Source organism: Edaphocola flava, from assembly GCF_004118155.1.
GTDB lineage: Bacteria > Bacteroidota > Bacteroidia > Chitinophagales > Chitinophagaceae > Edaphocola > Edaphocola flava.
Map to the genome: position 1 here is coordinate 1348037 of NZ_SAIQ01000001.1, position 16582 is coordinate 1364618.

General features: G+C 44.8%; 12 protein-coding genes. 8 read left to right on the forward strand and 4 right to left on the reverse strand.

The features are described from left to right. Window positions 1-123: 123 nt before the first annotated feature. The 3 genes from EMP01_RS05865 (at window position 124) to EMP01_RS05875 (ending at window position 6549) form a co-directional block, all read left to right on the forward strand. Complete coding sequence (locus EMP01_RS05865) at window positions 124-3873, forward strand: SNF2-related protein (RefSeq protein WP_129020535.1); 3750 nt, start codon at window positions 124-126, stop codon at window positions 3871-3873. A 158-nt stretch (window positions 3874-4031) separates the two neighbouring features. Beyond that, entirely contained in the window at window positions 4032-5384 is a 1353-nt protein-coding gene (locus EMP01_RS15595) for a MerR family transcriptional regulator (RefSeq protein ID WP_202615995.1), read from the forward strand. Between the two features lies 1 nt (window position 5385). Then, window positions 5386-6549: an amidohydrolase family protein gene (locus tag EMP01_RS05875; protein ID WP_129020536.1), complete on the forward strand. Its 1164-nt coding sequence runs from the start codon at window positions 5386-5388 to the stop codon at window positions 6547-6549. Here the strand turns inward: EMP01_RS05875 and EMP01_RS05880 are convergent. Both EMP01_RS05880 and recR read right to left on the reverse strand, forming a co-directional pair. Continuing rightward, window positions 6542-6721: a hypothetical protein gene (locus EMP01_RS05880; RefSeq protein ID WP_129020537.1), complete on the reverse strand. Its 180-nt coding sequence runs from the start codon at window positions 6719-6721 to the stop codon at window positions 6542-6544. The genes EMP01_RS05875 and EMP01_RS05880 overlap by 8 nt on opposite strands. 9 nt (window positions 6722-6730) lie before the next feature. Continuing rightward, window positions 6731-7345: a recombination mediator RecR gene (gene recR / locus EMP01_RS05885; RefSeq protein ID WP_129020538.1), complete on the reverse strand. Its 615-nt coding sequence runs from the start codon at window positions 7343-7345 to the stop codon at window positions 6731-6733. 221 nt (window positions 7346-7566) lie between these two features. Between recR and EMP01_RS05890 the strand changes: the two genes are divergently transcribed. From EMP01_RS05890 to EMP01_RS05905, 4 genes are all read left to right on the forward strand, one after another. Next, window positions 7567-9597: a vWA domain-containing protein gene (locus tag EMP01_RS05890; protein ID WP_129020539.1), complete on the forward strand. Its 2031-nt coding sequence runs from the start codon at window positions 7567-7569 to the stop codon at window positions 9595-9597. 33 nt (window positions 9598-9630) lie between these two features. Further along, complete coding sequence (locus EMP01_RS05895; RefSeq protein WP_161971233.1) at window positions 9631-10575, forward strand: sensor histidine kinase; 945 nt, start codon at window positions 9631-9633, stop codon at window positions 10573-10575. A gap of 21 nt (window positions 10576-10596) precedes the next feature. Continuing rightward, complete coding sequence (locus EMP01_RS05900) at window positions 10597-11535, forward strand: DMT family transporter (protein ID WP_129020541.1); 939 nt, start codon at window positions 10597-10599, stop codon at window positions 11533-11535. A gap of 73 nt (window positions 11536-11608) precedes the next feature. Next, the gene (locus EMP01_RS05905; RefSeq protein ID WP_129020542.1) at window positions 11609-13882 is read left to right on the forward strand and encodes a transglycosylase domain-containing protein; all 2274 of its coding nucleotides are present in this window, start codon (window positions 11609-11611) and stop codon (window positions 13880-13882) included. A 77-nt stretch (window positions 13883-13959) separates the two neighbouring features. Here EMP01_RS05905 and EMP01_RS05910 read toward each other — a convergent pair whose 3' ends face one another. After that, window positions 13960-14604: a ClpP family protease gene (locus EMP01_RS05910; protein ID WP_129020543.1), complete on the reverse strand. Its 645-nt coding sequence runs from the start codon at window positions 14602-14604 to the stop codon at window positions 13960-13962. A gap of 22 nt (window positions 14605-14626) precedes the next feature. Further along, window positions 14627-15328 (reverse strand): ATP-dependent Clp protease proteolytic subunit, encoded by a 702-nt coding sequence (locus EMP01_RS05915; RefSeq protein ID WP_129020544.1) that lies wholly within the window; start codon window positions 15326-15328, stop codon window positions 14627-14629. 286 nt (window positions 15329-15614) lie between these two features. On the opposite strand from EMP01_RS05915, the gene EMP01_RS05920 reads away from it, so the two are divergent. Then, window positions 15615-16568 carry an acetyl-CoA carboxylase carboxyltransferase subunit alpha gene (locus EMP01_RS05920; RefSeq protein ID WP_129020545.1) on the forward strand — a complete coding sequence of 318 codons (954 nt, stop codon included), beginning with the start codon at window positions 15615-15617 and terminating at the stop codon, window positions 16566-16568. Window positions 16569-16582: the final 14 nt, after the last annotated feature.

Sequence of the window (16582 nt, forward strand, 5' to 3'; positions counted from 1 at the left end):
CTTGCTAAAATAATAAAATAACGCTAAAAAGCCCGAAATATACGGTCGGTTCAGGTACGATGATCTTTTTGCCAGCTTTTTTACCTAACTTTGTCGCTTGCTTTTTTTTGACCAATTTATATCATGTCCTTACCCGAAATACTGAAACATATTTATCACAATGCAACCGATGAAGTAATCCGAAGAGGAAAGAAAATATTTCATACTTCCGGGGTGCAAATGCTGGAAAACGATCCGTTGACCGAACAGGTGGCGTTTCGTGTGCGGAATGATGTGTATAACAATTTCTACAAGGTAACGATCAGTAACTACCTGCAACCGGGTAAATTATCTATGCGTTGTCAGTGTCCTTATAACATGGGACCTGTATGCCGCCACCAGGCCGCAGCCTTATTCCAGTTGAACGATCTGCTGCAAAGCGGATTTTTCGAACATGCCCATATTGATTATAACCAGGAGCATACTACTGTACGTATGCGCCAGATCACGGCCAACTTTTTAAAACTATTCTCTTCAGAATCCATTACTGCTATTGCAGAAGACTGGTATGCCGAGAATCGTATTAACATCATCGAAGCACAGGACGAAGCCGTAAGAGCAGAGGTGATTGATGATGAGTCCCGTAAATTTACGGTAATCATCAAGCAGAACGAGGAGCGCTATTTTGACACCTCCTGTAGCTGTGCCGAAAAGAACTACCCTTTATGTATCCATAAAGTGTCTGTCTTCCTGGAGATCCTGTATAAACATGGGGCTAATTACTTTAGTTCTCTGCGCAACTGGGATACGCAGAAAAATAAGCTTCTGGCGCTCTACGGATATACGGTTGATGATGACCTGACCGGGAAGTTTGAATTCTCCTATCACGAAGGCAAACCTTTCCTGCGTGTTCTGGATAAAACAATCAAGAAACTGGACTTTAATGCCGCAGGCAAACCTGTAGCGCCGGAGCCGGTTAAGGAAGCAACTTCTTCAATAAGAGAAGAGCGTAAGAAGCTGGGTGTGCTTATCCGCAACATCAGTGATTACTATCCATACACTTCTTTCGACCTGGTAGCCGGTGTGCCTACTGCCGAGGGAGATGCGTATGAGCGAAATATAGAGCCGGTACTGTATAATCAGTACATTGATCCTATCTTCCTTGATGACCGGGAGAAGATCCTCATTACGGCATTGCGTAAGCAAAGCCCCGACGAGCTGGTAAAATGGCTGAAGAAAAACTCGCCTTTCGGAGATTTCCTGGATGGTGTGGACAAAGATCTGCGCAATAATCCGAACAATGATCTGAAGCAACAGGTATGGGACTTTACCATTCCGCGCTATCAGCGACTGTTTGCACAGTATAAAGATTATCCGTTTATCTATTACGCCCGCAAAAAGGACAGCCTGAAACCGGCAGACCTGGTTAAGTGTGCCTTTAGTGAACAAGTGTTTACGGCGCATATTGATGTAAAACCATTTAAAACGGGTGTAAATGTCTCCCTGCAGATCTCTATCGCAGACCAGATATTGAATATAGATGAAGTAGAATTACTGAACGCAGGTCTGGTATTGTATAAAAATACTTTTCATACGATCGGTAATATAGATACTATTGATATCATCGCGAAGTTTGATAAATCCGGCGTGATGTATATTGGTAAAGCAGAATGGAGCAAGTTTCTTGAAGAAACACTGATGCCGCTTTCTGCAAAAACAACTATACACTTCCACGAGAAATTGCAGGAACGTGTGGTAGCCGAAGAGCCTAAATACAAACTGTACCTGAAAGAGTCTGACAAGATGATGGCCTTTAAACCGGCCTTCTCTTATGCCGGTATCGAAAAACACTGGCTGGATACTTCTTCGGCAGTAAGTGCCCGTAATGGTAAAGTAGTGGTGTATGAGCGTAACGAAGCCTCAGAGCAGACCTTCCTCAACCTGCTGCGTTACCTGCACCCTTCTATGCAGGAGAGTCGTAAATCTCAGTCCTTTCTGTTGCTGGCAACAGAAGCACTTAAAGGTAGCTGGTACTTCCATTTTATGGATACCCTTAAGGAGCAAAATGTAGAGATCATCGGTTACGAAAACCTGAAACAAATGCGCATCAATCCGCATAAGCCGATCACCAATCTGAATATGAAGAGCGGTATCGACTGGTTTGATGTAGAGCTGACGGTATCCTTTGGCGACCAGCAGGTGACCGTCAATGAGGTAAAGAAAGCTCTAAGCAAGAAGCAAACATACGTGCAGCTGAAAGATGGCAGTATGGGTTTATTCACCGATGAGTGGATGGACAAATATGCCCTGATGCTGAAGCTGGGACAGGTGAAGGACGGAAGTGTACGCCTGAAAAAATTCCACTTCTCTGCGCTGGAAGGCCTGCAGGAAGAACTGGGACCAAATGAAGAATTGCAGGATCTGTATGAGAAAAAAGAGCGCCTGATCAATTATGAATTTGATGAGACAACACCGGCAGAAATCCCGGATAATGTACATGCTACATTAAGACCATATCAGCAGGCTGCATTCAAATGGATGACCTTCCTGAATGAGACCGGTTGGGGTGGTATCCTGGCAGATGATATGGGTCTGGGTAAAACCCTGCAAACACTGACCTTCATGCAATCATACCAGAACAAACAACCGGATTCCAAATTCCTGGTTATTTGTCCTACGTCCCTGATGCATAACTGGTCCAGTGAGATTAAGAAATTTACCCCTGACCTGAAAAGCATGATGCACCATGGTTCGAAGAGAAACAGCAAAGTGTCTGACTTTGATCCGTTCCATGTAATCATTACCACATACGGTACATTGCGTAGCGATATCAAAATGCTGCAGCAGATCAACTTTGATTATGTGGTGATGGATGAATCGCAAGCGATTAAGAACCCGATATCACTCGTGGCCAAAGCGGCATTGCAACTGCAATCCAAAAACCGTCTGGCATTGAGTGGTACTCCGGTACAGAATAATACATTTGACCTGTATGCACAGATGAACTTCCTGAACCCGGGTATGTTCGGCTCTATCGACTTCTTCCGTAATGAATTTGCGACGCCGATTGATAAGAACCAGGAGGAAGAGGTGAAAGTGCAGCTGCGTAAAATGATCCATCCGTTCCTGTTGCGCCGTACCAAAGAGCAGGTAGCACCTGATCTTCCGGAAAAAGTAGAAACCGTACTCTTCTGTGAAATGGGTACCAAGCAAAGGAAAATATACGATGCATACCGTTCCGAATATCGCTCCAAGATCCTGGGTGAGATTGAGGCAAAAGGTATTGAGCGTGCACAGATGAGTATCCTGCATGGTCTGATGAAATTGCGTCAGATCTGTGACTCACCGGCTATCCTGAATGAAGCAGAGAAATTTGAAAACCACTCTGTGAAAATCGATGAACTGGTGCGTGAGATCAGTGAGAATACAGGTAACCACAAGGCCCTAATCTTCTCTCAGTTCCTGGGTATGCTGGGACTGATCCGTGATCAGCTGGAGAAACTGGGTATCCCTTATGTGTATTTCGATGGTGGTACTTCAATGACCGAAAGAGAGAAAGCCATCAACGAGTTCCAGAACAGTGACGATTGCCGTGTGTTCCTGATCTCCCTTAAAGCAGGTGGTGTGGGGCTGAACCTTACCGCAGCCGATTATGTATACATCGTAGACCCTTGGTGGAACCCTGCAGTAGAGCAGCAAGCCATTGACCGTACGCACCGTATCGGGCAGACCAAGAGCATCTTTGCCTATCGCCTGATCTGTAAGGATACGATCGAGGAAAAAATCATGATGTTACAGGAGCGTAAGCTGAACCTGGTAAAAGACCTGATTGCCGATGATAGTGGCTTCCTGAAAAAATTGACCAAAGAAGATATCTCTTACTTACTGAGTTAATATATTTTGATCTGAACCTTAAGGGAGTGCCGTCGGCACTCCCTTTTTTTACATGTACATTATCCCGGAAATGTTAAACATTGCCGGACAAGAATATAAATTTCAGAAAAGCCGTATTCCAGCCTTCGGTTTTAAGCTTTTCACCCTAAATTTGTACTATGAGCCAAATGCCCACACTTTTTGACGATGAGGAATACTTTATCCCTCAACCACAGAAAGAAGTAAAGAAAAATACACCCAAAAAAGGAAAGAAAGTAACAGAGCCGGAAGCACCTGCTGAACCGGAAGAAGAAGTCGTATCCGAAATTGTAGCTGAGATGGTATCGGAAGCAGAACCGGTTGAGGAAATCCCTGCGGCTACCATTGCGATAGAGACAGAAGCACCTGCGGTAGAGGAAACAACCGTAGCAGAAGAAATCTCTACAGAGGCAGACCCCGTAGCAGAGGAGCCTTCTATCGCGATACAAGAAGAGGAAGAAATAACCATAGAAGAAATCATTGCAATAGAAGAAGAGGTGCCTGCAGAGGAGCCGGAGCCTGTAGCGATCAGTGATGAAGAGTCTGCCCTAATCGAGGAGACAGCAGAGGAGGAATTAATCGCTATTGAAGCAGCTGATGATATGCCTGCCGAGGAAGTAACTGTATCGGAAACTGAGGAAGAAATTGTACCAGAACCGTCAGAACCTTTGACTGAAGAGGCCGCTGATGCAATAGAGGAAGAAGACCTGTCTGCGGAAGCAGAAATGACAGCACCTGATACTTTCGAAATAGAAGAGAAGATTACAGAAACGGAAACAGAAGAAGAAAGCGAAACGGAAGCGATTGGCTTGGAGGAAAAACCTGAGGAAACGGAAGCGATAACCGAACAAATCACTTTCGAAGTTCCGGAAATTGAAGAAGAGACTACACAACAGGAAATCTCTATTGCCCCGATAAAAGAAGAACCGGTCGACAACCTGGATAAACTGATGTTTACCGAGATGATCGCACTGGACTATACCGCTTATGCCGGGCTCAGCTTTGAGCCGGGAGCCGCCCCTGTGGTGGAATCCAAAGAGGCCGAGCAAGAAAGCAAACCGGAGCAGGATGTAACGGAAGAACCGATCATTGCTGAAGAGGACGGGCAGCCATGGAAAGAAAGCCTGGTCGCAACCGAACCGGAAGCAGAGGCGCAAACAACGGCCTTACCGGAATTCGATCTGGAGAATAAATATTACACCATTGGTGAAGTAGCGCAGATGTTTGGGGTTAATGTCTCTCATATCCGATTCTGGACTACAGAGTTCAGCCTGAAAGTACGTACTACGCGCAAAGGCGATCGTCTTTATAATCCGGAGAATATCGGGAAACTACGCCTGATTCATCACCTGGTAAAAGAAAATAAGCATACCATTAAAGGAGCCAAAGAGCAATTAAAAGCCCGTAAACAGGCCATTAATGCACAGGTAGACCTGAAAGATAAATTATCCTCACTGAAAGCACAACTGGAAAGGATTAAGCGAAATTTATAGTATGAAGTATTATAGTGCAGCGCACATTCATGATGGGAGAGACTGGGTCGCAGATCCGGAGCTGGTACTGGCATTTGATGAGGACAACATTTTTACCGGATATGTATCCCGCTCGGGACTGGAACCCGATCAGGTACAAGAGCTCGATGGAATTTTATGCCCGGGTTTTGTCAATGCACATTGCCACCTGGAGTTGTCCCACACCAAAGGTATGATTCCCGAACATACCGGATTGGTTACCTTCCTGGGCAAGGTAGTATTTAACCGTGCGGCTGACGAGCAAAGCAAACTTCATGCCATTGAAATAGCGATGGCGGCGCTGGAAGCATCCGGTTGTATTGCAGTTGGAGACATAGCCAATACGGAGGACCTGCTGCATTTACGCCTGCAGGGCAATATGCACGTGCATACGTTTGTAGAGACTATGGGCTTTATCCCGCAGACCGCAACACAACGTATGGCATTCCCGGAGCAGGTACACCGTAGCTATGCTGCACAGACAAGTCATCCCAAAGGATATGTACTGAGGCAGTCCATTGTACCGCATGCACCCTACTCCGTTTCGGATAAGTTATTTGAGCTCATCGATGATTTTGAACCGGGTAGCCTGCTGTCGATCCATAATGAAGAGACACCTGCGGAGAACCAGTATTTCATAGAGAAAACCGGGGAAATGAAGGAACTGTATAAAACACTGAATATTGACGATACTTACTTTCAGCCTTCAGGAAAAACATCCTTACAAACATATCTCCCATACATTAAGCAGCCACATGATCTGTTGCTGGTGCATAATACCTGTATAACAAACGAAGACCTGGCTTACCTGGATCAGTATAATGGAAATGTATCACTCTGTCTGTGCCCTAATGCCAACTGGTATATAGAGCGTGCCTTACCGGATATACCGGCAATGATGGCTTCGGGGCATAATATCTGTCTCGGAACCGATAGTCTCGCCTCCAATCATGACCTGAATATTTATGGGGAAATACAGAAGATAAAAGAACATTACCCGCAGATCGCACTGTCTGAGCTACTATCCTGGGCCACGATGGGTGGTGCCAGAGCTTTACAGCTGGATCATATTATCGGATCGTTCGAACCGGGTAAAAGACCCGGTCTGGTACAGATCCACGAAGAAGTATCTAAAAGAATTATGTAGCAGAAGACTCGTCTTCTGCTTTTTTGTTTTTGATGGCATCCATCAGTGCATCATGTCGCTCTTTGAGTCGCTCATGTCGTGCCGCCTTTCTTGCCGCACTCTTCTGACTCATGTAAGAGAAGACCCCGTATGCAAAAAGAATAGCCAGTAATATCAGCAGGTTCCAGCCCATAAAGCAGTATTAATGTTGTAATACATCTACCGGAAGACGTTTCGCAATCGCCTTGCCCAGCGTAATTTCATCTGTATACTCCAGTTCACCGCCAAAGGCTATACCACGGGCAATGCCAGAGATGAGTACATTAGTTCCCTTTAGTTGCTTGCCGATATAGTACACCGTAGTATCCCCTTCGATCGTAGGGCTTAAAGCCATAATGATTTCTTTCGGCTGATGTTGCTTTACCCGCTCCACCAGCTGACTGATGTATAGCTGATCGGGACCTATTCCTTCCAGGGGAGATAATAATCCGCCGAGAATATGATATACACCGCTGAACTGGCCCGTATTTTCAATAGTGATCAGGTCGCGGAAGTTCTCTACTACACAGATCAGTTCCTTGCTGCGGGAAGGGTTCTCGCAGATGCTGCATATATCTGTATCGGCAATATTGTTGCATTCTTTGCAGAAACGGATATCATCACGCATACGCTGTATCCGTTCCGTAAACATACTGGTCACCTCTGGTTGTTCTTTCAGCAAATGTAATACCATGCGCAGGGCCGTCTTTTTCCCGATGCCCGGCAGTTTACAAAAAGCTTCTACAGCATCTTCTATCAGTTTAGAGGTAAAAATCATTGGAGGTATCTAAAAATCGTAGTAAATATTCGTTTATATATAAATAGTACTGCAAAAATATTCAATTTAACAAGATCAAATACCAATATTTTCTGTCTGTACTGGATAAATAATGTAATTTGCCAATATTAAATAAATTTGTGATAGTGAATTGGGTTTTGACTCGTTTTAGCAAACCGATACTTTTCTTACTCGTATTTCTGTGTTCCTCCATACCTTATATGTCGGCACAAGATGCCAGACCGGTAAAGGTACTCTTCTTATTAGATGGTTCCAGCAGTATGCTGGATAACTGGCAGCCGAATATACCTCGTTTTACGGCCGCCAGCAGCATTATACTGCGCGTGGTAGACAGCATTCAGAAGGTCAATCCTTCTGTAGAATTTGCCGTAAGGGTATTTGGTCACCAGTATCCTTCTTTGGAAAAAAACTGTTACGATACGCGTTTGGAAGTGCCATTTTCTGCCCGAAATCTGGAGCAGATCAGGGCGAGACTGCGTTATATTTCTGCGCGTGGCGTATCGCCTATTGCCTGGTCATTGGAGCAGGCTGCAGCATCTGATTTTGTAAACAGTGATCGTTATGCATACAGCATTATCCTGGTCACCGATGGTGGCGAAAGTTGCGGCGGTAATGTTTGTGAAACCGTACAGAAGCTACTGAGCGACCGCATCACCTTCAAGCCTTATATCCTGAGCCTTGTTGACTATGCAGCGCTTAAAGGAGAATATGACTGTTTCGGAAAATTCCTGACTGTTGCCAATCCCAACCAGATCGGTCCGGCGGTAAGAACAATCGTCGAGGATAATAAATTAATGTTTGAGCGCAATGACGGTAACCTTGTAAAAACCCGACTGGAAACACCAGAAGATACGACCGGGAGAAATCATGCTCCTACAGAACTCGTAAATCCTGATGCTGCAAAGAGAGCCGCATTGGAGAAAATGCTCATTTATCTGAAAGTGCCTACGGGCTCGAGCCAGATCAGCCCTATTCCGAGCAAGTGGTTCAATAAGATGGCCATACAAAGTAAAGCCATAAAACCACCTGTAGCCAAAGCAAGAGACTATAAACCTACCTGGCCAAAGCTGAACCTGCCGGATGATGCACCTGTTCCGGTTGCAGTGAATCATTCCGTAATGCCGTTGATAGACATGAAGCGATTGAATCTGAAGCGCAGCAACACTAAGCTGGTTAAATCCAAAGCAGTCGCCAGCCGCGTAAAACCATTCTGGACAAAGATCAATTTTGCCGGAGAAGAAGAGCCTTTGCCGAAGGTAGCCCTGATCGGGATCAAGCCTTTGCCTAAAATCAAACGCATACCAAACCTGATCGTATTTCCGGAGGCTAAACCCACCCGCTTGATGGCGAAAATGGTTGCAATCAAATTTGCCCCGGAAGAGCCTCAGCCCGTAGTTGTCGTTCCTAAGCCACAACCGGTGCAGCAACAGCCGGCACCTCAGCCTAAAAAAGCTACACCACCTGCAGTGAAAGAAGATGCCCCCGTTACCGTTGTTAGTCAGAAATCTGAAGAAACAAAAGTACTGGTGTACTTCACCAATGGCAAAGGGAAGTTTTATAAAACAGAACCGAAGATTGACTTCTATGATGTGAATGCAAAGAAAGTGGTACAATCCAGTTTCCGTCTGGTTAATAAAGCGACTGGAGAACCGGAACCGATAAAGATTCAGCCGGGTACCTACCAGATTACCAAGCCTGGTACTTACTTTAAATCTTCTACAGTTAAGATCGAAGCCAATACAACGGACAAAATAATTGTAACCGTGAGCAGCGGCTCTATCAAATTCCAGTATAAAGGCAATAAAGATCGTCCGGTAAAAGAATACACTGCGCTGGTCAGCAACCGCTTTGAAGTAATGCCGGTGGTAAAGCAGTCCTGCGATGAGCTGCTGGAATATGAGCCTGGACGCTATCATGTAGAAATCAATACCCTGCCGATAACCATGGCCTATATACCAGAACTGAATTTTATGCAAATGCATATTATTGAAATTCCGGAGCCGGGCACCATGCAGATTGCCAATTCAGGCTTCAGAGGCAAAGTACAGTTTCATTACCTGCACGGTAATAGTTATGAACCCTTTTATGATATGGAACTTAATGGCAAACCCCAGGATCAGAAAGCAGACTTCCTGCCTGGTCTGTATCGGGTGTACTTCTTCAAAGACGGAGAAGAGCAGATGAAGGAGTTTCAGATTTTTACTAAAAAAACTACAAACATCGAATTATAATATCATATGATCCGGTTTGCGAAATTTATATATGTGTTCATTTTTTTGTACACCGTAGCAGCATTGCTGTTCTGGGGGCATAGCCTCAATGTACAGAGCCAGGTGATCTATGATCACGAGCGGCGTGAGCTGCGCAGTACTATTGATTCTGTGGTAAACCCCGTGCCGTACAAAATGGGCGAGACAGCCATTCTGGAGCGTTTTAATTCCAGGAGCCGTCAGTACCTGGGAGAGGGTATCACCTTCCTCGCTATTATCCTGATCGGCGCCGGAATCGTATATACTGCTTTAAGACGTACGCAGTTACTGTCCAAGCAGCAGCACAACTTTATGCTCTCGATTACCCATGAGCTGAAATCTCCTATTGCCGCTATTAAACTGAATTTGGAAACGATCAATAAGCGAAAACTTTCCGAAGAGCAGTTGCGTACTTTGCTGGGTCGCAGTGTAAAGGAAACCAACCGTTTGAACGATCTGTGTAATAACCTGCTGCTGGCCTCCCAACTGGAGAGCAGCCAGTTCAAATCAGCATCAGACCGCATCAATCTGACCGGCATTGTTAAAGAAGAACTGGAGCAATACATCGATCGCAATACACATTCCTTCCTGCTCGATATCAAACAGGATAGCTTTATTGTCGGTGACCGTATATTATGGAAGCTGGTGGTGAGCAACCTTATTGAGAATGCCTGTAAGTATAGCGAACCCGACTCCCTCATTACCGTACGCCTGAATCGCACCGACGATCAGTGGGTACTGCAGGTGGCAGACAGGGGCGCGGGTATAAAAGATGAAGAGAAAAGCAAGATCTTCCAGAAGTTTTATCGTGTCGGCAGTGAAGAATCACGCATTGCCAAAGGTACCGGACTGGGGCTGTACATCATTGCCCAGATCGTAGACCGTCATAAAGGTAATATTGTGGTGAGAGATAACGAGCCGGTCGGTAGTATATTCGAGATTACCATTAATGCCGCATAGCCCTTTAAAAGAACAACAGATTTGAAAAAAGCATTGATACAAATGCACCTCGCGGTGCTCTTATGGGGATTTACCGGTATTCTCGGACGGCTGATAACCCTTTCTGCACCGGTACTGGTCTGGTATCGTATGGGGCTTACCGCCTTGTTTATAGGTATCATACTCAGCTACCGCAAGCTATGGCAGAAAGTAAGTGCTGTGGATATGCGTAAAATCATCGGTATCGGTTTGCTCTTTGCAGTACACTGGGTCGCTTTTTATGCTTCGATCAAACTGGCCAATGCTTCGATAGCCCTGGTATGCCTTTCTACCGCCAGTGTGTTTACCGCAGTACTGGACCCCTTATTAAACCGTAAAAAAATTAATCCACTGGAGGTAGGCCTCAGCCTGATCGCCATACTGGGCGTATACTTCATTTATGCCATGTACCCGGCAGAGGAAAGCAACCCTGCAGCTGTGCATACTATGGAGAACTTTCCACTGGGCCTGGGTCTGGGCATCCTGGCATCGGTGATCAGTGCGATCTTTACCGTATTCAATAAACCGCTGACCAGTAAATATGAGCCCCGCTTACTTGTGTTTTATGAAATGCTCACCGGCTTTATCTTTCTGACATTGCTTGCTCCTTTGTATTTGTATCAGTATCCCGGAGAGAAGGTGCTTCCGATGGACTGGGATATAGTATGGATATTCTGCCTGGTATATTTCTGTACCGTAGTGGGTCAGTCGCTGGCTATGAGTGCGCTAAAGCATTTGTCTACCTTTACCGTAACCTTCTCCGTAAACCTCGAACCGGTATATGGCATCATTCTCGCCTTTATATTTTTTAAAGAACACGAGCAGCTGTCAGGAGGTTTTTATGTTGGTATGGGATTGATAGCCCTTTCTGTATTGCTGCAGGTAACCCTGCTGATCAGGAACAGCCGGAAACAGAAAATGCTGGCTGCGCAACCGAGGTAAGCGCCTTATATTTAGAAAAATAGTGCTTTCTTTGTGCTAATATTGTAATTGTATATTTTAAGAAAAGAAATAGATGAAAAGGAAACTAATCAGGTTTATGTGGACGATATTCGTTGTGGGTATTGTACTCTTTGCCGCTATCATCTTTGGAATTGAAAAAGGCTATATGGGTGAGATGCCTTCTATGGAAGAGCTGGAGAACCCTTCCGCTGCAACTGCATCGGAAATCTATGCTGATGATAAAAGCCTTATCGGTAAATACTATATCCTGAACCGTTCTAACTCTACCTACGATGAGATCTCTAAAAATGTTACCAATGCACTGATTGCGACGGAAGATTTCCGTTTCGAAGAGCATTCCGGTATCGATGGTGTTTCTGTACTGAGAGCGGTTTTATTATTAGGAAAGAAAGGTGGTGGTAGTACCATTACGCAACAATTAGCCAAGAACCTCTTCCCAAGAGAAAATCCTTCCTTCTTCCAGCTGCCGTTTGTAAAGCTGAAAGAGTGGGTTATGGCCGTAAAGCTTGAGCGTAACCTGACCAAGAAAGAGATCATTACCCTGTACCTGAATACAGTTCCGTTTGGTGATAATACTTATGGAATCAAAAATGCATCCCTCACCTTTTTTAATAAAAACCCGGATAAGCTTTCTGTAGAAGAAGCTGCTGTATTAGTAGGTATGCTGAAAGGCAATACCCTGTATAATCCACGCAGAAACCCGGATATCGCATTGGAGCGCCGCAATATCGTGATAGACCAGATGCAGAAGTATAACTACCTGACCGCGTCTGAAGCACAATCTTATAAAGCCAAACCACTGACACTGGATTATAACAAGCTGGTACAATCAGACGGACTGGCTCCTTATTTCCGCCAGATTGTAGAGCAGGAAGTGAAGAAATGGTGTAAAACCCATACCAAAGAAAACGGAGAGCCTTACAATATCTACAAAGACGGATTAAAGATCTATACAACCATTGATCCTCTGTTACAGCAATACGCAGAAGAAGCAGTCGATGAGCAGATGAAACAACTGCAACGATTATTTGCATCACAGGCACAGATCAGAAGCGGCTCTATCTGGAAACAGGAACAGCCTGCACGGGTACTGAAGCGCCATATGGAATCTTCGGACCGCTACAAAACAATGAAGGATAACGGATTTTCTGAAAAAGAAATCGAGAAAGCATTTAATACCAAAACCCGCATGACCGTGTTCACCTGGTCCAATAAAGACCATGAAAAGGATACGACCATGACCCCGATCGATTCGATCAAATACATGCGTTCATTCATGCAGGCAGGCTTCCTTGTAATGGATCCTATGACCGGAGAGATCAAAGCCTGGGTCGGAGGTATCAGTCATGAATTCTTTAAGTACGACCACGTAAACCTGGCTACAAAACGCCAGGTAGGTTCTACGATTAAGCCATTGCTGTATTGCCTGGCCGTAGACAATGGTTATTCGCCTTGCGATAATGTAAGCACTGCAGCACAGAAGTTTGCAGGGCAGGCTAAATTATACAATGCCGGTGGCAGTAAGAACGGAAGCATGTCTATGCAGTCTGCATTGGCAAAATCTGTCAACAATGCCTCTCTGTATTTGTTGAACCAGACGGGTATCCGTTCGTTTATTGAGTTTTCACAGCGATGCGGTATCAGCAGCACGATGCCGGAATTGCCATCTATCGCACTGGGTGCCTCAGAGATTTCTTTATACGAAATGTTATGGGCATACACCATGTTCCCTACAGGGGGTATCAATACGCAGCCGCGTTTCCTGGTGAAGATCGAAGATCGTAACGGGAATGTACTGGAAAACTTTGCACCGGTGCAGAAAGAGATCATCAACTCCAATACAGCATATAAAATGGTGAAAATGATGGAAGGGGTAGTAGATCATGGTACAGCGCATCGCCTGAAAGGTCGCTTTGGCCTGAGCGGAGATATCGGTGGTAAAACGGGTACAACCAACGGACAAGCCGATGCCTGGTTTATCGGGTATACACCAGAACTGCTGGCCGGAGCCTGGGTAGGTAATGATGACCGCTTCCTGCGCTTCAACAGTACCGCATTGGGTCAGGGTGCCGCAGCGGCATTGCCGGTATGGGGTTATTTCTTCCAGAAAGTATATAACGATCCTAGATCGAAATATAAAAACGGGCTGAAATTCACCGAACCGGAAGGCTTCAATTTCTGTGGAGACTCTTATGGCAGCAGTGCCGGCGGTGGTACCAGTTACTATGAGCAGGAATATGAAGTGCAGCGTACTACAGAAGAAGACGATACCACTGAAGAGGGCGATATCATAGAGATGATGCCTAATACAGATCAGTTCCAGTAGAAAATATATACATTATACAAAGAGGGCCGGCTCAATTGAGCCGGCCCTCTTTGTATAATGTATTCCGTAAATCGGGATTACAGTTTCTCAATAATACCATCTACGATACCATACTCAATCGCAGATTGCGCATCCATCCAGTAGTCTCTTTCCAGGTCCTTAAGTACTTTTTCATAAGGCTGACCACAGTTTTCAGATAAGATTCTGGCACCCAGTTCTTTTGTTTTCTGAATCTGAGTCGCATGGATTTCCAGATCGGCACTTACCCCTCTGAAATAACCACCCAGGCTAGGCTGGTGAATCATTACCTCACCACTAGGAAAGATAAATCTTCTGCCTTTGGTACCGGCACTCAGCAGGATAGAACCCATACTGGCAGCCAATCCCATACAGATCGTGCTTACAGGAGATTGGATCATTTTCATGACATCATGAATAACCATTCCGCTGGTTACTACACCACCAGGGCTGTTGATAAAGAAATTGATCTCTTTGCCTGGTTGATCCGCATCCAGTAATAAAAGGCGGTTTACGATATCTTTAGCGGATTTGTCCTCTACAGGACCCCATAAATAAATATTACGATTTTTGAAAAACAGTTCTTCCTGTTTCTTAGCCCACATGCCGGTAGGGTTTTGATCTACCTGAGGTTTTTCTTCTTCTTCCTCTTCTTCCTCGTCTTCCATGCGGATGCTCCACTGATGCAATTTATGAGCGTTCATGTATCAATAATTTAAAAGGTTTTTAAACAGTTTTTTTGACTTTGCGAGGGTTAGTCATCAGAACCTCATCTACGATTCCATATGCTTTAGCCTCTTCTGCCAGCAACCAATAATCTCTCTGGCAATCCTCTTCGATTTTTTCGTAAGGCTGACCGGAGTGTTCGGATAAAATAGTGTACAGATTTTGTTTTATTCTTTTGATCTCCTTAACGGTGATCTCGATGTCTGTAGCCTGTCCACCGATAGCACTGCTTGGCTGGTGCAGCATAATACGACTGTGGCGTAGCGCAGTACGTTTGCCCTGCGTTCCGGCACACATCAGTACTGCTGCCATACTTGCCGCCATACCGGTACAAATAGTCGCAATATCAGGTCCAATCACCTGCATCGTGTCATAAATACCCAGACCGGCATATACACTACCACCAGGACTGTTGATATACATCTGTACATCACGGGAACGGTCCACGCTCTCCAGGAAAAGCAACTGAGCCGTAACGATATTAGCTACATAATCATTAACCGGTTCTCCCATAAAGATGATCCGGTCCATCATCAGACGGCTGAATACGTCCATAGAGGCCACATTCATAGGGCGCTCCTCTATAATGTACGGAGTAAGAGCAGTAGGGTCAGCACTTACGTGCGCCGCATAACTATCAAAAGTATTACTGCTGATGCCCTGATGTTTTATCGCATATTTTCTAAATTCTTTAGGATCCATATGTAAATACGTTTTTATCTAATCCTTACAAATATCAAACCAAATAACAAGAATGCCAAATTTGCAGTGTTTAGGTATTGTTAGACCTTATGGTAAACCTTTACAGGCAGGAAAATGCATGTCATACCTCATTGGAATGTGCAATTTAAATATGTAATATTGTTGTATTTCATTAAGGCTTCCATCCGGGGCAGGCTTTACACTTTATAAGACACAGTAAATGCCTGATCATGCACAATATACCAAGATATGTAGTACATTTGCACATTAAACATCAGTCGAAACTATGCAGTTTTTGGATTTTGAAAAGCCTATTGAAGATTTAAATCAGCAATTAGAAAAGCTTAAGGCCCTGGCGGAGAAAAATAATGTAGATATGTCTGCATCTATTTCCGAACTGGAGACCACAATTGATAAAACAAGAAAGAACCTTTACGCTAATCTCACTCCATGGCAACGTGTACAGCTGAGTCGTCATCCTGAGCGTCCTTATACCTTATACTATATCAGTCAGATCTGTGATAAGTTTACAGAACTGTTCGGCGACCGTAATGTTGCAGATGATAAAGCTATAGTAGGCGGATTTGCAGAGATCGGTGGAGAGCATGTTATGCTGATCGGTCATCAGAAAGGAACCAATACGAAACAACGCCAGCTGCGTAATTTCGGTATGGCCAATCCTGAAGGATACCGTAAAGCACTGCGCCTGATGAAGATTGCAGAGAAATTTAACCGTCCTATCGTAACCCTGATCGATACTCCGGGAGCCTTTCCTGGTCTGGAAGCAGAGGAGCGCGGACAGGGAGAGGCGATTGCCCGTAACCTGTTTGAAATGATCAACCTGAAAGTTCCGGTGATCTGTATCATTATCGGTGAAGGTGCATCCGGTGGCGCTTTAGGTATCGGTATCGGCGACAAAGTTGTGATGCTGGAAAATACCTGGTACACCGTAATTTCTCCGGAAAACTGCTCTACGATCTTGTGGCACAGCTGGGATTTCAAAGTGAAAGCCGCAGAGCAATTGAAATTAACCTCAAAAGATATGTCTTCTTTCGGTCTGGTAGATGACGTGATTGCAGAACCGGAAGGTGGTGCACACAATCAACCGGAAGCAATGGCAGAATCGTTGAAGAAATATATCCTGGATACTATCAAGACCCTGTCTAAAATCGCTCCGGAAAAACGTATTGAACAAAGAATTGAGAAATTCTCCAATATGGGCTTCTACGAAGAATTATAAGCATATCCGTTTTA